Source organism: Staphylococcus sp. HMSC62A08, from assembly GCF_001839105.1.
Lineage (GTDB): Bacteria > Bacillota > Bacilli > Staphylococcales > Staphylococcaceae > Staphylococcus > Staphylococcus caprae.
On the sequence record NZ_KV840031.1, the window covers coordinates 184,859 to 201,784 of the forward strand.

Consider the following 16,926-nt stretch of genomic DNA (forward strand, 5'->3'; position numbering starts at 1 on the left):
AAAATCTTCATTTTGTGGGTAGTTTTTATATACTCGAATACATAGCAACTTAATGACATCATTATGGATAAACGTTATAATATGAATTGAACAAAGTGGGTGAAAATGTTGGGTAAAAAACATATACGTCAAGCAACAATTGAAAAACTAAAAAGTTTTAACAAAGATAAAAAAGCTGTTGCAGACCTATGGTTAGCAAATGAGTTATTTAATACGAAGGCTTATCAAGATGCTGAAAGCATAGGATTTGTTTTATCGATGCCTCATGAGGTCGATACCTATCAAATAATCGAAACGGCTATTAAACAAAATAAAAAAGTTTACGTTCCAGAAACAAATTATAAAGAGGGATTGATGACTTTTAAACGTCTATTATCTCTAAATGAAATTGAAAAAGATAATAAAGGTATTTATCATTCTATTTCAGATTCTGAACTTACTAACTATATGGATTTATTAGTAGTACCTGGTGTAGCTTTTGAAAAAAGTGGATATCGAATTGGCTATGGTGGGGGCTATTACGATAAATTTTTAAACCAATACAAAACGCAAACTGTTAGCTTGCTATATGATTTTCAACTTACTACATTTGACAAAGAATCATTCGATCAACCTGTAGATCAATTAATTATTTATGACAATGATGTAGTGGAGGAATAAATGAATATTGAGAAACTTTATTGGAAGACCTTATATTACTGGATTAGATATCTAAACTACGATGTAATAAGTCGAGATAAAGATGATGCAGAAATTTGGTTGGTACATAAACGCAAACAATCAGTAGTTATTTTTAGAAAAGATGTAAGTACGACTCAAGAAGTTAGATTTGATAAATCTAGGATTCTAGACCATCAAGATGATTTAGCGCAAAAGATTGGGTTTAAACCAAGTTCTTACAATTTTTATTACTTTACTGATAGGGAATTTTCTGAAGAAAAAATAAGCGAAAATAATCCTATAAAACTCAACTTCTTTATAATCAAAAATGAAGAAGATATAAAACAAATCACTCCAAATTTCGTCATCCATAAAATGCTTATCAATAACAATGATAAAAAGACTTATTCTCACTATAGACGAAAAGTATTAACAAATAATCCTTTAGATAAACACATGCATAGATTCACACCTGCAACTTACCTTTTGATTATTATAAATGTTGTTATCTGGCTATGTATGATTTTATATCTTAATAGATTTTCTGATGTTAAATTATTAGATGTTGGTGGACTTGTACATTTTAATGTCGTTCATGGAGAATGGTATCGTTTAATCACTTCCATGTTTTTACATTTTAATTTTGAACATATTTTAATGAATATGCTTTCTCTATTTATTTTTGGGAAAATTGTTGAATCCATTGTGGGTTCATGGAGAATGCTAATCATTTACTTTATTTCAGGATTGTTTGGTAATTTTGTATCACTTTCTTTTAACACATCAACAATTTCCGTTGGTGCTAGTGGTGCAATTTTTGGATTAATTGGGGCTATTTTTGCAATAATGTATTTAAGTAAAACCTTCGATAAAAAAGTTATTGGTCAATTACTCATTGCATTGGTTATCCTAGTTGGTCTGTCGCTTTTCATGTCTAATATCAATATTATGGCTCATTTAGGCGGTTTTATCGGTGGATTATTAATCACACTGATTGGATATTATTTTAAAAATAATCGTCAGTTGTTTTGGATATTTTTAATCATTTTATTAACTATTTTTGTTGCTTTGCAAATTAGGATATTTACGATTAAAGAAGATAATATTTATGACAAACTCATAAAAGATCAAATGTTAGCTGGCAACTATAGCGAAGCTAAAAGTGTGGTTACTCAAACTTTAAATAAAAAATATGCTGACGATGAAACATATTATTTAAGCGGACTAATCACAGCGACTGAAAGTTCACAATCAGAAGCGATAGCAGAATGGGAAAGAGGTTTAAAAAGCTATCCCAATTCAGGCATACTCAATTATGAATTAGCAATAGCTAATCGCTCTCTTAGTGATAATAAGAAAGCATTAAAATATGTGAAAAAGGCAGTAAAAAGCGACCCTAGTAATACTAACTACAAAAACTTACAAAAAGAGTTGAGTGAATCTAGTGACTCGAAAGATAAATAATTTTTATGATGTTTTACAGTTACTTAAGAAATATGGTTTCATCATTTATTTTAAAGATCCTGAGGATATGCATGAAATGATGTTACAAGAAATAAAGTCTTTATATAACTATCAGTTATTATCTAAAGATGAATATCTAAAATGTATTTTGATAATTAATCAGAGAAGGAATGAACATAAATGACAAATATTATTTTAGCGGCCGACATCGGTGGTACTACTTGTAAATTGGGAATTTTCGATACACAACTAGAACAATTACATAAATGGTCAATTCATACAGATACTAGCGATCATACTGGTGAATTATTATTAAAAAACATTTATGATTCTTTTGTTCAAAAAGTACAAGAGTTTAATTTCAATTTTGAAGATGTTCAGGGTGTAGGAATTGGTGTACCTGGACCTGTTAACTTTGAAACCGGTGTTGTAAATGGTGCTGTAAATTTACATTGGCCTGGAAATGTAAATGTGAGAGAGGTTTTCCAGAAATATGTAGACTGCCCCGTTTATGTAGATAATGATGCAAATGTTGCCGCTTTAGGTGAAAAGCATAAAGGTGCCGGCGAGGGTGCTGATGATGTTGTTGCAATTACTTTAGGAACTGGTCTTGGTGGTGGTATCATATCTAATGGAGAGATTGTTCACGGTCATAATGGATCAGGCGCTGAAATCGGTCATATGAGAGCAGACTTCGATCAACGCTTTAAATGTAATTGTGGAAAATCGGGATGTATTGAAACAGTAGCTTCTGCAACTGGTGTCGTTAATTTAGTGAATTTCTATTATCCTAAACTTACTTTTAAATCATCAATTTTACAATTAATTAAGGATAATAATGTTACTGCTAAAGCTGTTTTTGATGCCGCTAAAGCAGGAGATCAATTCTGTATATTTATCACTGAAAAGGTAGCTAATTACATTGGTTATTTATGCAGTATTATTAGTGTTACAAGCAATCCTAAATACATTGTCTTAGGTGGTGGCATGTCTACTGCAGGACCGATTTTAATTGAAAATATCAAAACAGAATATAACAATCTAACATTTACTCCAGCTCAATTTGAAACCGAAATCGTTCAGGCAAAACTTGGAAACGACGCAGGTATTACTGGAGCTGCAGGGTTAATTAAGACTTATGTTCTAGATAAAGAAGGTGTAAAATAATGGCAATCGTAGACGTTGTAGTTATTCCAGTCGGCACAGAAGGACCAAGTGTAAGTAAATACATCGCAGAAATACAAACTAAACTGAAAGAATTTAAAGAACAAGGTAAAATTGATTATCAACTTACACCAATGAACACGCTTATAGAAGGTGACTTAAAAGATTTATTCGAAGTCATTCAAGCAATTCATGAATTACCCTTTGATAAAGGTTTAGACAGAGTTTGTACGAATATACGTATCGACGACCGTCGTGATAAATCTAGAAAAATGAATGATAAACTTAAATCTGTTCAAAAACATTTAGATAATAGTGGTGAATAAATAATGAGAATTTCCAATTTGACTCTTGGTTTAGTGGATACAAATACGTATTTCATTGAAAATGGTGATAGCGTTCTTTTAATTGATCCTTCAAGTGAAAGTGATAAAATTATTAAAAAATTAAACCAGATAAATAAACCTTTAAAGGCTGTGCTACTTACACATGCACATTATGATCATATCGGTGCATTGGACGATATAGTTACAAAATATGATGTACCTGTATATATGCATGAAGATGAGTTTGATTTTTTACAGGATCCGGAGAAAAACGGTGCTTCTAAATTCAAACAATATGGTATGCCACAAGTAGTTAGCAATGCGAAACCTTTAAGTATTAATGAGGGGCCTGCCGAAATTAAAGGTTTTAAATTTAATGTATTACACACACCAGGACATTCACCAGGAAGTTTAACATATGTGTTTGATGAATTTGCTGTAGTAGGCGACACTTTATTTAATAATGGTATTGGACGCACAGATCTTTATAAAGGAGATTACGAAACTTTAGTCGACTCTATTAAAGATAAATTATTTGAATTAGAAGGCGACCTTCCATTATTCCCAGGTCATGGTCCTTATACTACAGTGGATGACGAACAATTAAATCCATTTTTAAATGGATAAATCAATAAAGTAATTTTTACACCTCCTACGTTGTTATATGTAGGAGGTGTTTTTATGAAAATGTTATTTCAAGAAATTGTAAATCATGCCATCAATAACAATGTCAGTGATATTCATTTTATTCCAAGTGAGCATCATACACTCATCAAACTTAGAATCAACGATCAATTGATTAATTATGATACGTTAGCTCATCCTATCTATAGTAAATTACTTATCTATATGAAGTTTAAATCAGGATTAGATGTCTCTACCCAACAAGTTGCTCAAAGCGGAAGATATATTTATAAATTAAAGAATATATATTATCTTAGGATTTCTACGCTTCCGCTATCATTAGGAAATGAAAGTTGTGTCATCAGAATCGTTCCTCAATATTTTCAACAAAAAAGAGAGTCTTACGAATTCAATGATTTTAAACACTTAATGAATAAAAAACAAGGATTGTTGCTATTCAGTGGTCCCACAGGTTCAGGAAAGAGTACATTGATGTATCAAATGGTCATGCATGCACATAAAAATCTGAATTTAAATGTTATTTCTATTGAAGACCCGGTTGAGCAATTACTAGATGGTATCACTCAAATATCAGTTAACGAAAAAGCAGGTATTAATTATGCTAATTCATTTAAAGCTATATTAAGATGTGATCCTGATGTCATTTTAATAGGAGAAATTAGAGATGCATACGTAGCAAAGTGCGTCATTCAAGCTAGTTTAAGTGGTCACTTAGTATTAACTACATTACATGCAAATGATTGTAAAGGAGCCTTACTCAGACTGCTAGAGATGGGAGCAACTGTACAAGAGTTATGTCAATCTATTAGTTTAATATCTAATCAAAGGTTAATTACAACGACTGCAAAGTCACGACAATTAGTATGTGAAGTGATGCACCAAAATCAAGTCAATTATTTCTTTGAACATAACCACGCATTACCTAAGACTTTCACAAATTTGTCCACACATCTAAGTAATATGTCTAAGGAAGGTATTATCTGTGAAGAGATTGTCGACAAATATATTTAAATTTAAAAAGCGAAAAAATCTTACCGAGCCTCAGTTAATTGAATTGCTTCAACGACTTAATCAATTATTACAAAATGGCTTTACTTTATTTGAAAGTTTCAGCTTTCTAAATTTACACTTCCCTTATAAAAATAAAACGATAGGTCAAAATATCATTGAATCATTACAAACAGGCGCAACATGTTATGAAATTTTAAAAATAATAGGCTATCCTGAAATCATCCTTAATCAAATTAAATTCGCAGAACAATATGGAAAACTTGAGAATGCGATAACAGATTCAATTGATTATATGAAGAGGAATTATAAAGCTAAAAAAGCACTCATTAAAACCATACAATATCCCATAGTATTAATTAGCATCTTCCTAGTGATGCTTATCGTTTTGAATATGACAGTTATTCCACAGTTCCAACAATTATATTCTACGATGAATGTAGAATTATCTACCTTTCAAAATATACTTACTTTTATCATAACGAAACTTCCAAACTTTTTATTTCTATTTCTAATTTTATCAATGATCATTTACTTTTCATTCATCACTCTTTTAAATAAATTACCCATTGATAAAAAAATAGATTACATCCTCAAAATTCCAATTTTAAATTCTTATTACAAAATATATAGAACTTATCAGTTTTCTAATGAACTTTCATTATTCTATAAAAACGGTGTTAGTCTCCAACGTATCGTCTTTATCTATCAAAATGAACAAAACAACGAATTCTTTAAATACTTGGGAAGTCAATTATTAGAAGGAGCTGATAACGGAAGAACACTTCCGCTTATATTAAAAAATTTAAAATGCTTTAAAAATGATTTAATAAAATTTATCGAGCAGGGAGAAAAAAGTGGGAAGTTAGATATAGAACTTAAATTATATAGTCAAATGCTATTGCAACATTTTGAAGATAAAGTCATAAAACAAACTAAATTGATTCAACCAGTTATTTTCTTTATTTTAGGATTGTTTATTGTGTCTTTATATCTCGTCATCATGCTACCTATGTTTGAACTTATGCAAACGATTAAGTAAAGGAGAAGTCATTATGAACTTATTAAAAAAATTTAAAAAATCCAAAGCTTTTACACTTATTGAAATGTTATTAGTACTTTTAATTATCAGTTTATTACTGATTCTAATAATCCCTAATATTGCTAAGCAAACAGCACATATACAATCTACTGGTTGCGATGCACAAGTTAAAATGGTAAATAGTCAAATTGAAGCATACGCATTGAAACATAATCGTAACCCGAGTAACATACAAGAATTAATTTCCGACGGTTTCATTAAAGAAGGACAGAAAAATTGCAAATCAGGGCAAACAATTAGTATAGCTAACGGTGAAGCAGTTGCGAATTAGTAAAATAAACGCCTTCACACTTATAGAAATGCTTTTTATATTATTTATTATAAGTATATTAACAGTCACAACTTTGTGGTCTAGAAGCCTTATCAACTTACAAATAATTAATGAAGAATACGAAATTAAACACTTCATTACAAAACTTAATTATTTTAAATCTAAAGCAATAAGTTCAAATAGTTCTATCGCTTTAGTATTTACTAATAAATCTAATACCATTCGAGTTGTCGAAGAAAAAGGCCACAAATATAAGTTTAATATTCCACACGGCAAAATAGTAAATATAGCGAAAATTAAAACCTTAAATTTTAATAAAGATGGTAACATAAACCATTTTGGCTCACTTATTATTGCCATGAATCAACATACTTACAAAATAATTTTACACATTGAAAAGGGACGTATAAGATATGTTCAAATTTAAACTTAAAGCATCTTTATTACTAGATGGTTTACTTGCCTTTTTTATTATAGGAATTATCACACTCATTTTTGTGCCATCGCTTTCCTCATTTAATCAAACTTATCAACTCGATTTAAAAACCTTAGAAATTAAAAAAATCATACTTACTAGCATTTCTCATTTCAACGAAAATCAACTCAAACAAGGAATCGTGATAGAAAAATATGAAATTCAATTATCTCATGACAAAATTTGTGGTAAAGATAAAGAATTTAAGATCGAAACTTGTGTCTCACTATAAAATACCTGCTTTTACTTTTATCGAATTACTCTTTAACTTGTCTTTAGTACTTCTTAGCTTTTCAATATTACCAACTCTCATACATCTTACTTCCCATTATCTGAATTTAGCGCAAGACAATGACGATATAGAGTTTGAATTCTTTTCTCGAGATATATTGAAAGAAGCGCAACAATATAACAATCATATTAGCATTGAAGATTCATCGAGATTAATTATTCGAGGTAAGGAAGAAGAGATTAGATATATATTTAACCACAATAAAATTTATAAAAACATTAACCATAAAGGAAACATTACGCTATTGAATAATGTCGTTTCTAGCAAAATCATAAAAACGAACAATAAAACAATAAAAATAGAATTAAAGATAGGAGATACGAACAATACGAAAGACAAAACCATCATTTTATAAACAAAAGGCGTTCATTAGCTTATATTTAATAGTAATTTTTTCATTTTATTTATCAATTATATCTTTTTATATGACTCAATATGGTTTAAAATTAAAGACAATACATAACTTAGATATTTACTACAATAAAGTTATCGTTAATAAGTTAAAAAAGGCAGATTAAAATTGATGAAGAATAAAGTACCTATTATATTCATTGGCTTTATGGGCACTGGTAAAACAACTATTGGACAATATCTCTCTGAGTTACAAAATTTAAGTTATGTTGATTTAGATCAATACATTGAATTAAATGAAGAGAAATCAATTCCAGATATTTTCAATGACAAAGGCGAGCAAGAATTTCGCAAATTAGAATTTAAGTATTTAAAAGAGTGTTTAGATATTTTCGATATTATCTCAACAGGTGGAGGTATAATTGAGAATAGCGACTCATTAGCACTACTTAAAATGCAAAGACATGTTATCTGGCTAGATTGTAATATCGACGTTATTTATCGTCGCATTGTGAGTGATCCACATAGACCAAACGCCAAAAACAAGACGCTTGAACAACTAAATGCCTTGTATTTATCAAGGATTTCAAGATATAATGAAATCGCATTCATCAAGGTGAATAGTGGACTTACAGTTTCAGAGATATATGAGGAAATTATAGAAAAATTATCTAGCGATTGATCAGTATTAGAGAGAATAAAGTAAAATATAAAGTAATATTCTAGTTAATGTTTTTAGAATATTGTTAAAATTTAACTTTATCGCCGAAGGTGCAAGTTATATCAAATTATATAACGAAACTCTCAGGCAAAAGGATAATACTGTAACGCGTTCCTGGATGGATTATTTAAACAGGGTAGCTTTTAAGCTATTCTGTTTTTTAAATATTTATAGGAGGTTTTCAAATGACTGAAGAATTAAAAAAGACGCCTTTGTATCAAAATTATATAGATAGCGGTGCAAAAATAGTTGAATTTGGTGGATGGGCGATGCCTGTTCAATTTTCAAGTATTAAAGAAGAGCATAATGCTGTTAGATATGAAATAGGCTTATTTGATGTAAGCCACATGGGCGAAATAGAAATATCTGGTAATGAAGCCTTTCAATTTGTTCAATATATCCTATCAAACGATGCGAACAACCTTACAGATAATAAAGCAATGTATACTGCTTTATGTAATGAAGAAGGTGGCATCATTGATGATTTAGTTACATATAAATTAGCAGATGATCGATTTTTATTAATTGTTAATGCAGCAAATACTGACAAAGATTTTAATTGGATCTCTAAACAGAGTAAAAATTTTGATGTTAACGTTAATAATACTTCTGATGAATACGGTCAACTTGCTATACAAGGACCTAAAGCAAGAGACCTTGTTAACGAAAATGTAGATATCGATGTTAGCGATATGAAAATGTTTGAGTTTAAACAAAATGTCGATTTATTTGGTAAAAAGGTAATTCTTTCTCAATCAGGCTATACAGGCGAGGATGGTTTTGAAATTTACTGTAAATCTGAAGACACAGTGGATATATGGAATCAATTACTCAAACATAATGTAGTTCCATGTGGATTAGGTGCTCGTGATACATTACGTCTTGAAGCAGGTTTACCATTACATGGTCAAGATTTAACTGAATCTATTACACCTTATGAGGGTGGAATTGCATTTGCAGCGAAACCACTTATCGAAGACAACTTTATAGGTAAATCAGTACTAAAAGACCAAAAGGAAAATGGTTCTACTAAACGAACTGTTGGACTAGAATTACTCGACAAAGGTATTGCGAGAACGGGTTATGAGGTACTAAACCTTGAGGGTAATCAAATCGGAGTAGTAACTTCAGGTACTCAATCTCCTTCATCAGGTAAATCAATTGCTTTGGCTATTATCGATAGAGATGCATTTGAAATGGGAAAAGAAGTGCTTGTTCAAGTTCGTAAACGACAAGTTAAAGCTAAAATTGTGAAGAAAAATCAAATTACTAAATAAACAGAGGGGTGTAAATAGTGAGTCATCGTTATATACCTTTAACAGATCAAGACAAGCAAGAAATGCTAGATACTATTGGAGCAAAATCAATTTCAGAATTATTTGGTGATGTCCCAGCCGATATTTTATTAGATAGAAATTTAAATATTGAAAAAGGTGAAGCAGAAACAAGTTTAGTTAGAAGACTTAACCTTCTTGCGAACAGAAATATCACAAAGGAAACACATGCATCATTTTTACCCCCCCCCCCCCACCCCCATTACACTCCCGCTGTTGTAGATGCGATGATTTCTAGATCAGAGTTTTATACGGCTTATACACCATACCAACCAGAAATTTCTCAAGGTGAATTACAAGCTATTTTTGAATTTCAAACTTTAATTTGTGAATTAACAGAAATGGATGTTGCAAACTCCTCAATGTATGATGGTATGACAAGTTTTGCGGAAGCTTGTATTTTAGCATTCAGCCATACTAAAAAGAACAAAGTCGTTGTTTCAAAGGGATTACATTATCAAGCATTACAAGTCCTCCATACTTATGCTAAAACACGTAAAGAATTTGAAGTGGTTGAAATCGACCTAGATGGAACAATTACAGACTTAGAAAAGTTAGAACAAGCTGTTGATGATGATACAGCTGCTGTAGCCGTTCAATACCCAAATTTCTACGGCTCAATTGAAGATCTTGAAAAAATAAACAACTTTATTAAAGATAAGAAAGCATTATTCATCGTATACGCCAATCCACTCGCTTTAGGCTTATTAACACCTCCCGGAGCTTTTGGCGCTGACATCGTCGTAGGGGATACACAACCTTTCGGTATTCCTACACAATTTGGTGGTCCACATTGTGGTTATTTTGCTACAACTAAAAAATTGATGCGTAAAGTACCTGGTCGTTTAGTAGGACAAACTAAAGATGAAGAAGGCAATCGTGGCTTTGTATTGACGTTACAAGCTAGAGAACAACATATTAGAAGAGATAAAGCTACTTCAAATATTTGTTCTAACCAAGCATTAAATGCTTTAGCTTCTTCTATTGCTATGTCAGCATTAGGTAAACAAGGTATCTATGACATAGCAGTCCAAAATTTAAAACATGCAAATTACGCAAAAAATCAATTTAAAGCTCAAGGATTTGAAGTTTTAGATGGTAATTCATTTAATGAATTTGTAGTTAAATTTGACGAGCCAATCAAAGAAGTAAATTTAAAATTAGCAGATGAAGGTTATATCGGTGGCTTTGATTTAAGTGAAGTATCAAGTGATTTCAAGAATCATATGCTTGTAGCCGTAACCGAATTAAGAACCAAAGATGAAATTGATACATTCGTTCAGAAAGCTGGTGAATTAAATGGTTAGAAAATCAAGCCCACTTATCTTTGAAAGATCTAAAAAAGGAAGATATGCATATTCATTACCACAAAGTGATATTGAGGACATTTCAATTTCCTCTGTTTTAGATGATAAATTTGTTCGAAAAGAGAAAGCTGAGTTTCCAGAAGTTGCAGAACTCGATTTAGTTCGTCATTACACTGAACTTTCAAATAAAAACTTTGGTGTTGATACAGGTTTTTATCCTCTAGGATCTTGTACAATGAAATACAATCCTAAAGTAAATGAAAAGGTTGCTAGAATACCCGGATTTAGCGAATCCCATCCACTTCAAGAAGAGGAACATATCCAAGGTTCTTTAGAAATTATTTATAGTTTGCAAGAAGAATTAAAAGAAATCACTGGGATGGATGAAGTAACGCTACAACCAGCTGCTGGTGCACACGGTGAATGGACAGCTTTAATGATTTTCAAAGCGTATCATGAAAACAAGGGTCAAGGCCACAGAGACGAGGTCATCGTACCAGACTCTGCACACGGTACAAACCCAGCTTCAGCATCTTTTGCTGGATTTAAATCAGTAACAGTTAAATCAAACGAACGTGGCGAGGTTGACATTGAAGATTTAAAACGAGTGGTTAATGACAACACTGCTGCGATTATGTTAACCAATCCAAATACTTTGGGTATTTTCGAGAAAAATATTATGGATATTAGAGAAATCGTTCATGAAGCTGGTGGATTACTTTACTACGATGGCGCGAACTTAAACGCAATTATGGATAAAGTTCGACCTGGCGACATGGGATTTGATGCAGTTCACTTAAACCTACACAAAACGTTTACCGGACCTCATGGCGGTGGCGGACCTGGTTCTGGACCAGTTGGGGTTGTTAAAGAACTAGCCAGTTACTTACCTAAACCAATGGTTATCAAAGATGGAGATTTTTATAAATATGATAATGATATTCAAAATTCCATCGGTAGAGTGAAACCATTCTATGGTAACTTTGGTATTTATTTAAGAGCTTATACTTATATTAGAACAATGGGCGCAGAAGGACTCAAAGAAGTTTCAGAAGCTGCAGTACTCAATGCAAATTATATTAAAGCACGTTTGAAAGACCATTTTGAAATTCCTTATGAACAATATTGCAAACACGAATTCGTCTTAAGTGGAAACAAACAAAAACAATACGGTGTACGTACTTTAGATATGGCTAAAAGGTTACTAGACTTTGGCGTACATCCACCAACAATCTATTTCCCACTAAATGTTGAAGAAGGCATGATGATTGAACCGACTGAAACAGAATCTAAAGAGACATTAGATCACTTTGTAGATGCACTTATTCAAATTTCTGAGGAAGCCAAAGAAAACCCAGATATAGTACTGGAAGCGCCACATACTACTATCATTGATAGATTAGATGAAACTACAGCAGCACGTAAACCAATTCTTAAATTTGAAGAATTAAAAGAAGAAAAGACTATCGAACACTAAATAAATAGGGGAAGCGTCGCCCTAAAAATTAAAGCCAATAAATGAATTTTTAAATCAAGTTCATTTATTGGCTTCTTCTATAATCAAATACTGGATTTTTCTCTTATCTTAAAGTATCACTTAATCCAAGTTCACAACGAACTTTGTATATTCAAATAGATATAAAGATACCCTCGAAAATAATGACATTGTCATATCATCTTCGAGGGTAAATTTTAATTCACGGATAAATGTTATCGTAAAATTATTTTTTCGATTTAATTTTACCTGTCCATTTTTTATATCCGCCTTTTAGCATATAGATATCTTTAAATCCATTTTTTCTTAATATACGAGCGGCACGATAACTTGCAATTCCATTTGCATCACATAAATAAACAGGTTGATCTTTTCTTAATCCTTGATAACGTTGTTTAAAAATTGTGATTGGAATGTTTCGTGCACCATTAATATGTCCATAATCATAATCCACTTTCTCCCGAACATCTATTACTTGAGCTTTTCTCAATCCTTTGTGGAATTCATTTTGGTCTAATTCTTTTACAGCTCGTTTATTAAAAATCTGTTGGACGACCATATATGCAATGATAATCACTATGATTCCAATTGCAATGTACAAAGAGATACTCATCTTGCATCCTCCCTAATTAACCGATATTATAATTATAAGACTGTTAGGGCAATTTATCAAAATATTTTTACGTGTGAGTTTATGTTTTAATCATATAATCTTAATATACATAGATATACTTAATGGTTTAGATTTCAAACATTTTGTTAGGGGTTTTTTTATGACTGAAACTTGGAATTTTATCAATACAGGTAGTCAAGATCCATATTACAATATGGCTATGGATGAGGCACTGCTTAATTTTGTTTCAAGAGGAGAAATTGATCCTGTAATACGATTTTATACATGGGATCCAGCAACACTTTCAATAGGTTATTTCCAAAGATTACAGAAAGAAATAGATATTGAAAAAGTTAAAGAAAAAGGATTTGGTTTAGTTCGACGTCAAACTGGGGGTAGAGGCGTTTTACATGACAAAGAATTAACTTATAGCGTTATTGTACCTGAATCTCATCCAAATATGCCTTCAACTATAACTGAAGCTTATCGTGTAATTTCTCAGGGTTTGCTTGAAGGATTCAAAAATTTAGGTTTTGAAACTTATTTTGCTGTACCTCGTTCAAAAGAAGAACGTGAAAAATTAAAACAACCAAGAAGTTCCGTTTGTTTTGATGCACCAAGTTGGTATGAATTAGTTGTAGAAGGTAGAAAAATTGCTGGAAGTGCTCAAACAAGACAAAAAGGGGTTATCTTGCAACACGGGTCTATTTTACAAGATATTGATATAGACGAGTTATTTGATATGTTTATTTTTAAAAATGACCGATTAAAAGCAAAAATGAAAGAGGCTTTTGTAGAAAAAGCAGTAGCCATCAATGACATATCAGAAAAGCACATTACTTTAGAAGAGATGGAACAAGCATTTGAAGAAGGGTTCAAGACTGGGTTAAATATTGATTTCAAACCGTTAAAACTCTCTGACCAACAAATGGCTGAAGTCAAAGAATTAGAAGAAAAGTATCGTTCTGACGAATGGATGTATCGAAAATAAAATTATAATAATAAAAAAGCATTGAAGTTAATTGTTCTACATGTATTTCACCCTCAAATTCACTTTGAAAAGGGAACATGGAATTAACTTCAATGCTTTTATTTACTAATGTTTCTTGTTTCTTCGTTTATATTTTCTTGCAGCTCTTTTATATTTTCTTTGGTCTTCTGTTAAAAAGAAGAAGTAATATATAAGATAAATGATTAACGCTATCACTGCAAAACTGATTAAAGTTTTAACAATAGAAAATAGAAATTCATCTAAATTCATGATTAAACCAAAAGCAGCTATTGCTAAAACGATATAAAAAATGATATGACGCATTTAAAAACTCCTATTAACTTATATTGGAACTTACAGTCGCAAGTTTTTGCTGACCTTTTTTAATTTGCTTACTATCTTTAGATTGATAGCCATTTCGGATTTTATCCATAGCACTAGATAAATCTTTATCAAATTTACTGATTTCTTTTCTTTTTTGTTTATCTTCTTCAGATTTTGAATCACTATCTATAGAACTTTTATATTTAGAATATGCTTCATCAATTTCATTTGAAATTTTATCTAACTTATCCTGTACATCTTTCTTACCTTTATTCTTGGAAACGTCAGACTCAACATTTCTATAATCACCAATCGCATTAGCGATTTTATCATAATAATCAGAAGATGCTTTTAAATTTTTTATTTTTAATTTATTAGAGGACGTTTTTTTACTATTTTCTTTATCTTGTTGTAATCCAGCAATTTTTGATTTTTGGTTACTTATATCTTGATTAAGTTGCTGTATATCTAACTTAAGTTGGTGGTTATTATCTCGTAATTTAGTGGTTTTATCCTCTAAGGGTGCCAAATTTTGGCTCCCACAACCCGCTAACAAACAAGATGCTCCAAGCACTAATATAAACTTTTTCATTGTATTCTCCCTAAACCAAAAACTATTATTCTCATTATTAATTATGCTATCATTTTAATGTATAAAATAAAAATGTACAAACGTTAACATAGGAGTGATATAAATGAATAAATTGGAACAAGTTCATGAAATCTTAAATCATAAACGTTTGGATGCAATGATTGTTTTGTCTGATTTCAACAGAAGATATCTTTCAGGATTCACTGGTACAAGTGGTGCGTTAATTATCACGCATAATAAGAATTATCTGGTTACTGATTTTAGATATATTGAACAGGCGACTAAACAAGCTCCAGAATTTGAAATAATCAATCGCCAAAATGGTTTAATCACAGAAATTAAAAATATATTAGAACAAGCGCAATTATCTAATATTGGATTTGAAGGCCATCAAATTAGTTATGATACATATGTTGAATTAAATAAAGGGATGATTACTTTAATTAGTATTTCTGATTCTATCGATAAAATTAGAGAAGTGAAAAGTGAAGAGGAAATTAAACTGATACGAAAAGCTGCAGAAATTGTAGACAAAACGTATGACTATATTTTAACTGTAGTAAAAGTGGGTATGAGCGAAAGAGAAATCAAGGCATTGCTTGAAAGTAAAATGTTAGAATTAGGTGCAGATGGACCATCTTTTGATACAATAGTAGCATCAGGATATAGAGGTGCCTTACCACACGGTGTTGCAAGTGATAAACTTATCGAAAAAGGCGATATGATTACACTAGATTTCGGAGCATACTATAGAGGTTATTGCTCTGATATTACACGAACGTTTGCGATAGGAGAACCTGATCCTAAGATGAAAGAGATTTACAACATCGTGTTGTCATCACAAATTAAAGCGATTGATGAAATTCGCCCTGGCATGACTGTTCAAGAAGCCGATGCATTATCAAGAGATTACATCGACGCACACGGTTATGGTCAAGAATTTGGTCATTCTTTAGGACATGGTATTGGTTTAGATATTCATGAAGGCCCATTGCTATCTAAAAATAGCACAGGCGAGTTACAAGTCAATAACTGTGTTACAATTGAACCCGGTATTTATGTCGATGGTCTGGGTGGCGTTAGAATTGAAGATGACATTTTAATTACGGAAAATGGCTGTGATGTCTTTACTAAATGCACAAAAGACCTTATTATTTTAGAGTAAGCGCGTATAATTGAGGAGGAGACTGAATGATTTCAGTAAATGATTTTAAAACAGGCTTAACAATTTCTGTAGATAATGGAATTTGGAAAGTAATTGATTTCCAACACGTAAAACCAGGAAAAGGTTCAGCATTTGTTCGTTCAAAATTACGTAATTTAAGAACAGGTGCAATCCAAGAAAAAACATTTAGAGCTGGCGAAAAAGTTGAACAAGCGATGATTGAAAATCGTCGTATGCAATACTTATACGCTGATGGCGATAATCATATTTTCATGGACAATGAAACATTCGATCAAATCGAATTACCTGGCGACTACTTAAAAGATGAATTAAACTATTTAAAAGCAAATATGGAAGTTCAAGTTCAATCATATGAAAGTGAAATCATTGGAGTTGAACTACCTAAGACAGTTGAACTAGAAGTAACTGAAACAGAACCAGGTATCAAAGGTGATACAGCTACAGGTGCAACTAAATCTGCAACTGTGGAAACTGGCTATACTTTAAATGTACCTTTATTCGTTAATGAAGGTGATATTTTAGTAATTAATACTGGTGACGGAAGTTACATTTCAAGAGGATAACTTTTAATACTTTATAATTTTCCAACCCCTAAAGGCTGCATC

General features: G+C 31.3%; 22 protein-coding genes and 1 riboswitch. Of the genes, 19 read left to right on the forward strand and 3 right to left on the reverse strand.

Features of this window, described 5'->3' with window-relative positions; genetic code table 11:
- Positions 1 to 108 precede the first annotated feature (108 nt).
- The 16 genes from HMPREF3264_RS04635 (at position 109) to gcvPB (ending at position 12,597) form a co-directional block, all read left to right on the forward strand.
- Entirely contained in the window at positions 109 to 660 is a 552-nt protein-coding gene (locus HMPREF3264_RS04635; RefSeq protein ID WP_070872166.1) for a 5-formyltetrahydrofolate cyclo-ligase, read from the forward strand.
- Positions 661 to 2,124, forward strand: coding sequence for a rhomboid family protein (locus HMPREF3264_RS04640; RefSeq protein ID WP_070872112.1), 1,464 nt, complete (start codon positions 661 to 663; stop codon positions 2,122 to 2,124). It begins immediately after the preceding gene.
- Positions 2,105 to 2,308 (forward strand): YqgQ family protein, encoded by a 204-nt coding sequence (locus HMPREF3264_RS04645; protein ID WP_002443096.1) that lies wholly within the window; start codon positions 2,105 to 2,107, stop codon positions 2,306 to 2,308. The genes HMPREF3264_RS04640 and HMPREF3264_RS04645 overlap by 20 nt, the downstream gene beginning before the upstream one ends.
- Entirely contained in the window at positions 2,305 to 3,291 is a 987-nt protein-coding gene (locus HMPREF3264_RS04650; RefSeq protein ID WP_002443095.1) for an ROK family glucokinase, read from the forward strand. The genes HMPREF3264_RS04645 and HMPREF3264_RS04650 overlap by 4 nt, the downstream gene beginning before the upstream one ends.
- Positions 3,291 to 3,614 carry an MTH1187 family thiamine-binding protein gene (locus HMPREF3264_RS04655; protein ID WP_002443093.1) on the forward strand — a complete coding sequence of 108 codons (324 nt, stop codon included), beginning with the start codon at positions 3,291 to 3,293 and terminating at the stop codon, positions 3,612 to 3,614. Before HMPREF3264_RS04650 ends, HMPREF3264_RS04655 begins: the two co-directional genes overlap by 1 nt.
- 3 nt (positions 3,615 to 3,617) lie before the next feature.
- A complete protein-coding gene (locus HMPREF3264_RS04660) occupies positions 3,618 to 4,241 on the forward strand; it encodes an MBL fold metallo-hydrolase (RefSeq protein WP_070872113.1) in 624 nt (207 codons plus the stop codon).
- A gap of 54 nt (positions 4,242 to 4,295) precedes the next feature.
- Positions 4,296 to 5,270, forward strand: coding sequence for a competence type IV pilus ATPase ComGA (comGA, locus tag HMPREF3264_RS04665; RefSeq protein ID WP_070831112.1), 975 nt, complete (start codon positions 4,296 to 4,298; stop codon positions 5,268 to 5,270).
- On the forward strand, positions 5,242 to 6,309 hold the full coding sequence (comGB, locus tag HMPREF3264_RS04670) for a competence type IV pilus assembly protein ComGB (RefSeq protein ID WP_070831115.1): 1,068 nt from the start codon (positions 5,242 to 5,244) through the stop codon (positions 6,307 to 6,309). Before comGA ends, comGB begins: the two co-directional genes overlap by 29 nt.
- Positions 6,310 to 6,322: 13 nt before the next feature.
- Complete coding sequence (comGC, locus tag HMPREF3264_RS04675) at positions 6,323 to 6,640, forward strand: competence type IV pilus major pilin ComGC (RefSeq protein WP_002443081.1); 318 nt, start codon at positions 6,323 to 6,325, stop codon at positions 6,638 to 6,640.
- Between the two features lie 28 nt (positions 6,641 to 6,668).
- Entirely contained in the window at positions 6,669 to 7,067 is a 399-nt protein-coding gene (gene comGD / locus HMPREF3264_RS04680) for a competence type IV pilus minor pilin ComGD (RefSeq protein WP_371106822.1), read from the forward strand.
- The gene (locus HMPREF3264_RS04685) at positions 7,054 to 7,347 is read left to right on the forward strand and encodes a hypothetical protein (RefSeq protein ID WP_070872118.1); all 294 of its coding nucleotides are present in this window, start codon (positions 7,054 to 7,056) and stop codon (positions 7,345 to 7,347) included. The genes comGD and HMPREF3264_RS04685 overlap by 14 nt, the downstream gene beginning before the upstream one ends.
- Positions 7,334 to 7,762 (forward strand): competence type IV pilus minor pilin ComGF, encoded by a 429-nt coding sequence (locus HMPREF3264_RS04690; RefSeq protein WP_256323955.1) that lies wholly within the window; start codon positions 7,334 to 7,336, stop codon positions 7,760 to 7,762. The genes HMPREF3264_RS04685 and HMPREF3264_RS04690 overlap by 14 nt, the downstream gene beginning before the upstream one ends.
- Before the next feature lie 168 nt (positions 7,763 to 7,930).
- On the forward strand, positions 7,931 to 8,440 hold the full coding sequence (locus tag HMPREF3264_RS04695) for a shikimate kinase (RefSeq protein WP_070872122.1): 510 nt from the start codon (positions 7,931 to 7,933) through the stop codon (positions 8,438 to 8,440).
- Positions 8,437 to 8,588, forward strand: a riboswitch (glycine riboswitch). It overlaps the preceding gene by 4 nt.
- 76 nt (positions 8,589 to 8,664) lie before the next feature.
- Positions 8,665 to 9,756 carry a glycine cleavage system aminomethyltransferase GcvT gene (gene gcvT, locus HMPREF3264_RS04700; protein ID WP_070872124.1) on the forward strand — a complete coding sequence of 364 codons (1,092 nt, stop codon included), beginning with the start codon at positions 8,665 to 8,667 and terminating at the stop codon, positions 9,754 to 9,756.
- Positions 9,757 to 9,773: 17 nt separating this feature from the next.
- Positions 9,774 to 11,120, forward strand: a complete 1,347-nt coding sequence (gcvPA, locus tag HMPREF3264_RS04705) for an aminomethyl-transferring glycine dehydrogenase subunit GcvPA (RefSeq protein ID WP_070872126.1) — start codon at positions 9,774 to 9,776, stop codon at positions 11,118 to 11,120.
- Positions 11,113 to 12,597: an aminomethyl-transferring glycine dehydrogenase subunit GcvPB gene (gene gcvPB / locus HMPREF3264_RS04710; RefSeq protein WP_070872128.1), complete on the forward strand. Its 1,485-nt coding sequence runs from the start codon at positions 11,113 to 11,115 to the stop codon at positions 12,595 to 12,597. Before gcvPA ends, gcvPB begins: the two co-directional genes overlap by 8 nt.
- A gap of 244 nt (positions 12,598 to 12,841) precedes the next feature.
- Here the strand turns inward: gcvPB and HMPREF3264_RS04715 are convergent, their stop codons facing one another.
- Positions 12,842 to 13,228, reverse strand: coding sequence for a rhodanese-like domain-containing protein (locus HMPREF3264_RS04715; RefSeq protein ID WP_002443066.1), 387 nt, complete (start codon positions 13,226 to 13,228; stop codon positions 12,842 to 12,844).
- Positions 13,229 to 13,388: 160 nt separating this feature from the next.
- Between HMPREF3264_RS04715 and HMPREF3264_RS04720 the strand changes: the two genes are divergently transcribed.
- Positions 13,389 to 14,219, forward strand: a complete 831-nt coding sequence (locus HMPREF3264_RS04720; RefSeq protein WP_002443064.1) for a lipoate--protein ligase family protein — start codon at positions 13,389 to 13,391, stop codon at positions 14,217 to 14,219.
- Between the two features lie 105 nt (positions 14,220 to 14,324).
- Here the strand turns inward: HMPREF3264_RS04720 and HMPREF3264_RS04725 are convergent, their stop codons facing one another.
- Both HMPREF3264_RS04725 and HMPREF3264_RS04730 read right to left on the reverse strand, forming a co-directional pair.
- The gene (locus HMPREF3264_RS04725; RefSeq protein ID WP_002443063.1) at positions 14,325 to 14,543 is read right to left on the reverse strand and encodes an SA1362 family protein; all 219 of its coding nucleotides are present in this window, start codon (positions 14,541 to 14,543) and stop codon (positions 14,325 to 14,327) included.
- Between the two features lie 13 nt (positions 14,544 to 14,556).
- Positions 14,557 to 15,135: a hypothetical protein gene (locus HMPREF3264_RS04730; RefSeq protein WP_070872130.1), complete on the reverse strand. Its 579-nt coding sequence runs from the start codon at positions 15,133 to 15,135 to the stop codon at positions 14,557 to 14,559.
- Between the two features lie 103 nt (positions 15,136 to 15,238).
- Between HMPREF3264_RS04730 and HMPREF3264_RS04735 the strand changes: the two genes are divergently transcribed.
- On the forward strand, positions 15,239 to 16,300 hold the full coding sequence (locus HMPREF3264_RS04735) for a M24 family metallopeptidase (RefSeq protein WP_070872132.1): 1,062 nt from the start codon (positions 15,239 to 15,241) through the stop codon (positions 16,298 to 16,300).
- Between the two features lie 26 nt (positions 16,301 to 16,326).
- Complete coding sequence (gene efp / locus HMPREF3264_RS04740; RefSeq protein WP_002443060.1) at positions 16,327 to 16,884, forward strand: elongation factor P; 558 nt, start codon at positions 16,327 to 16,329, stop codon at positions 16,882 to 16,884.
- Positions 16,885 to 16,926: the final 42 nt, after the last annotated feature.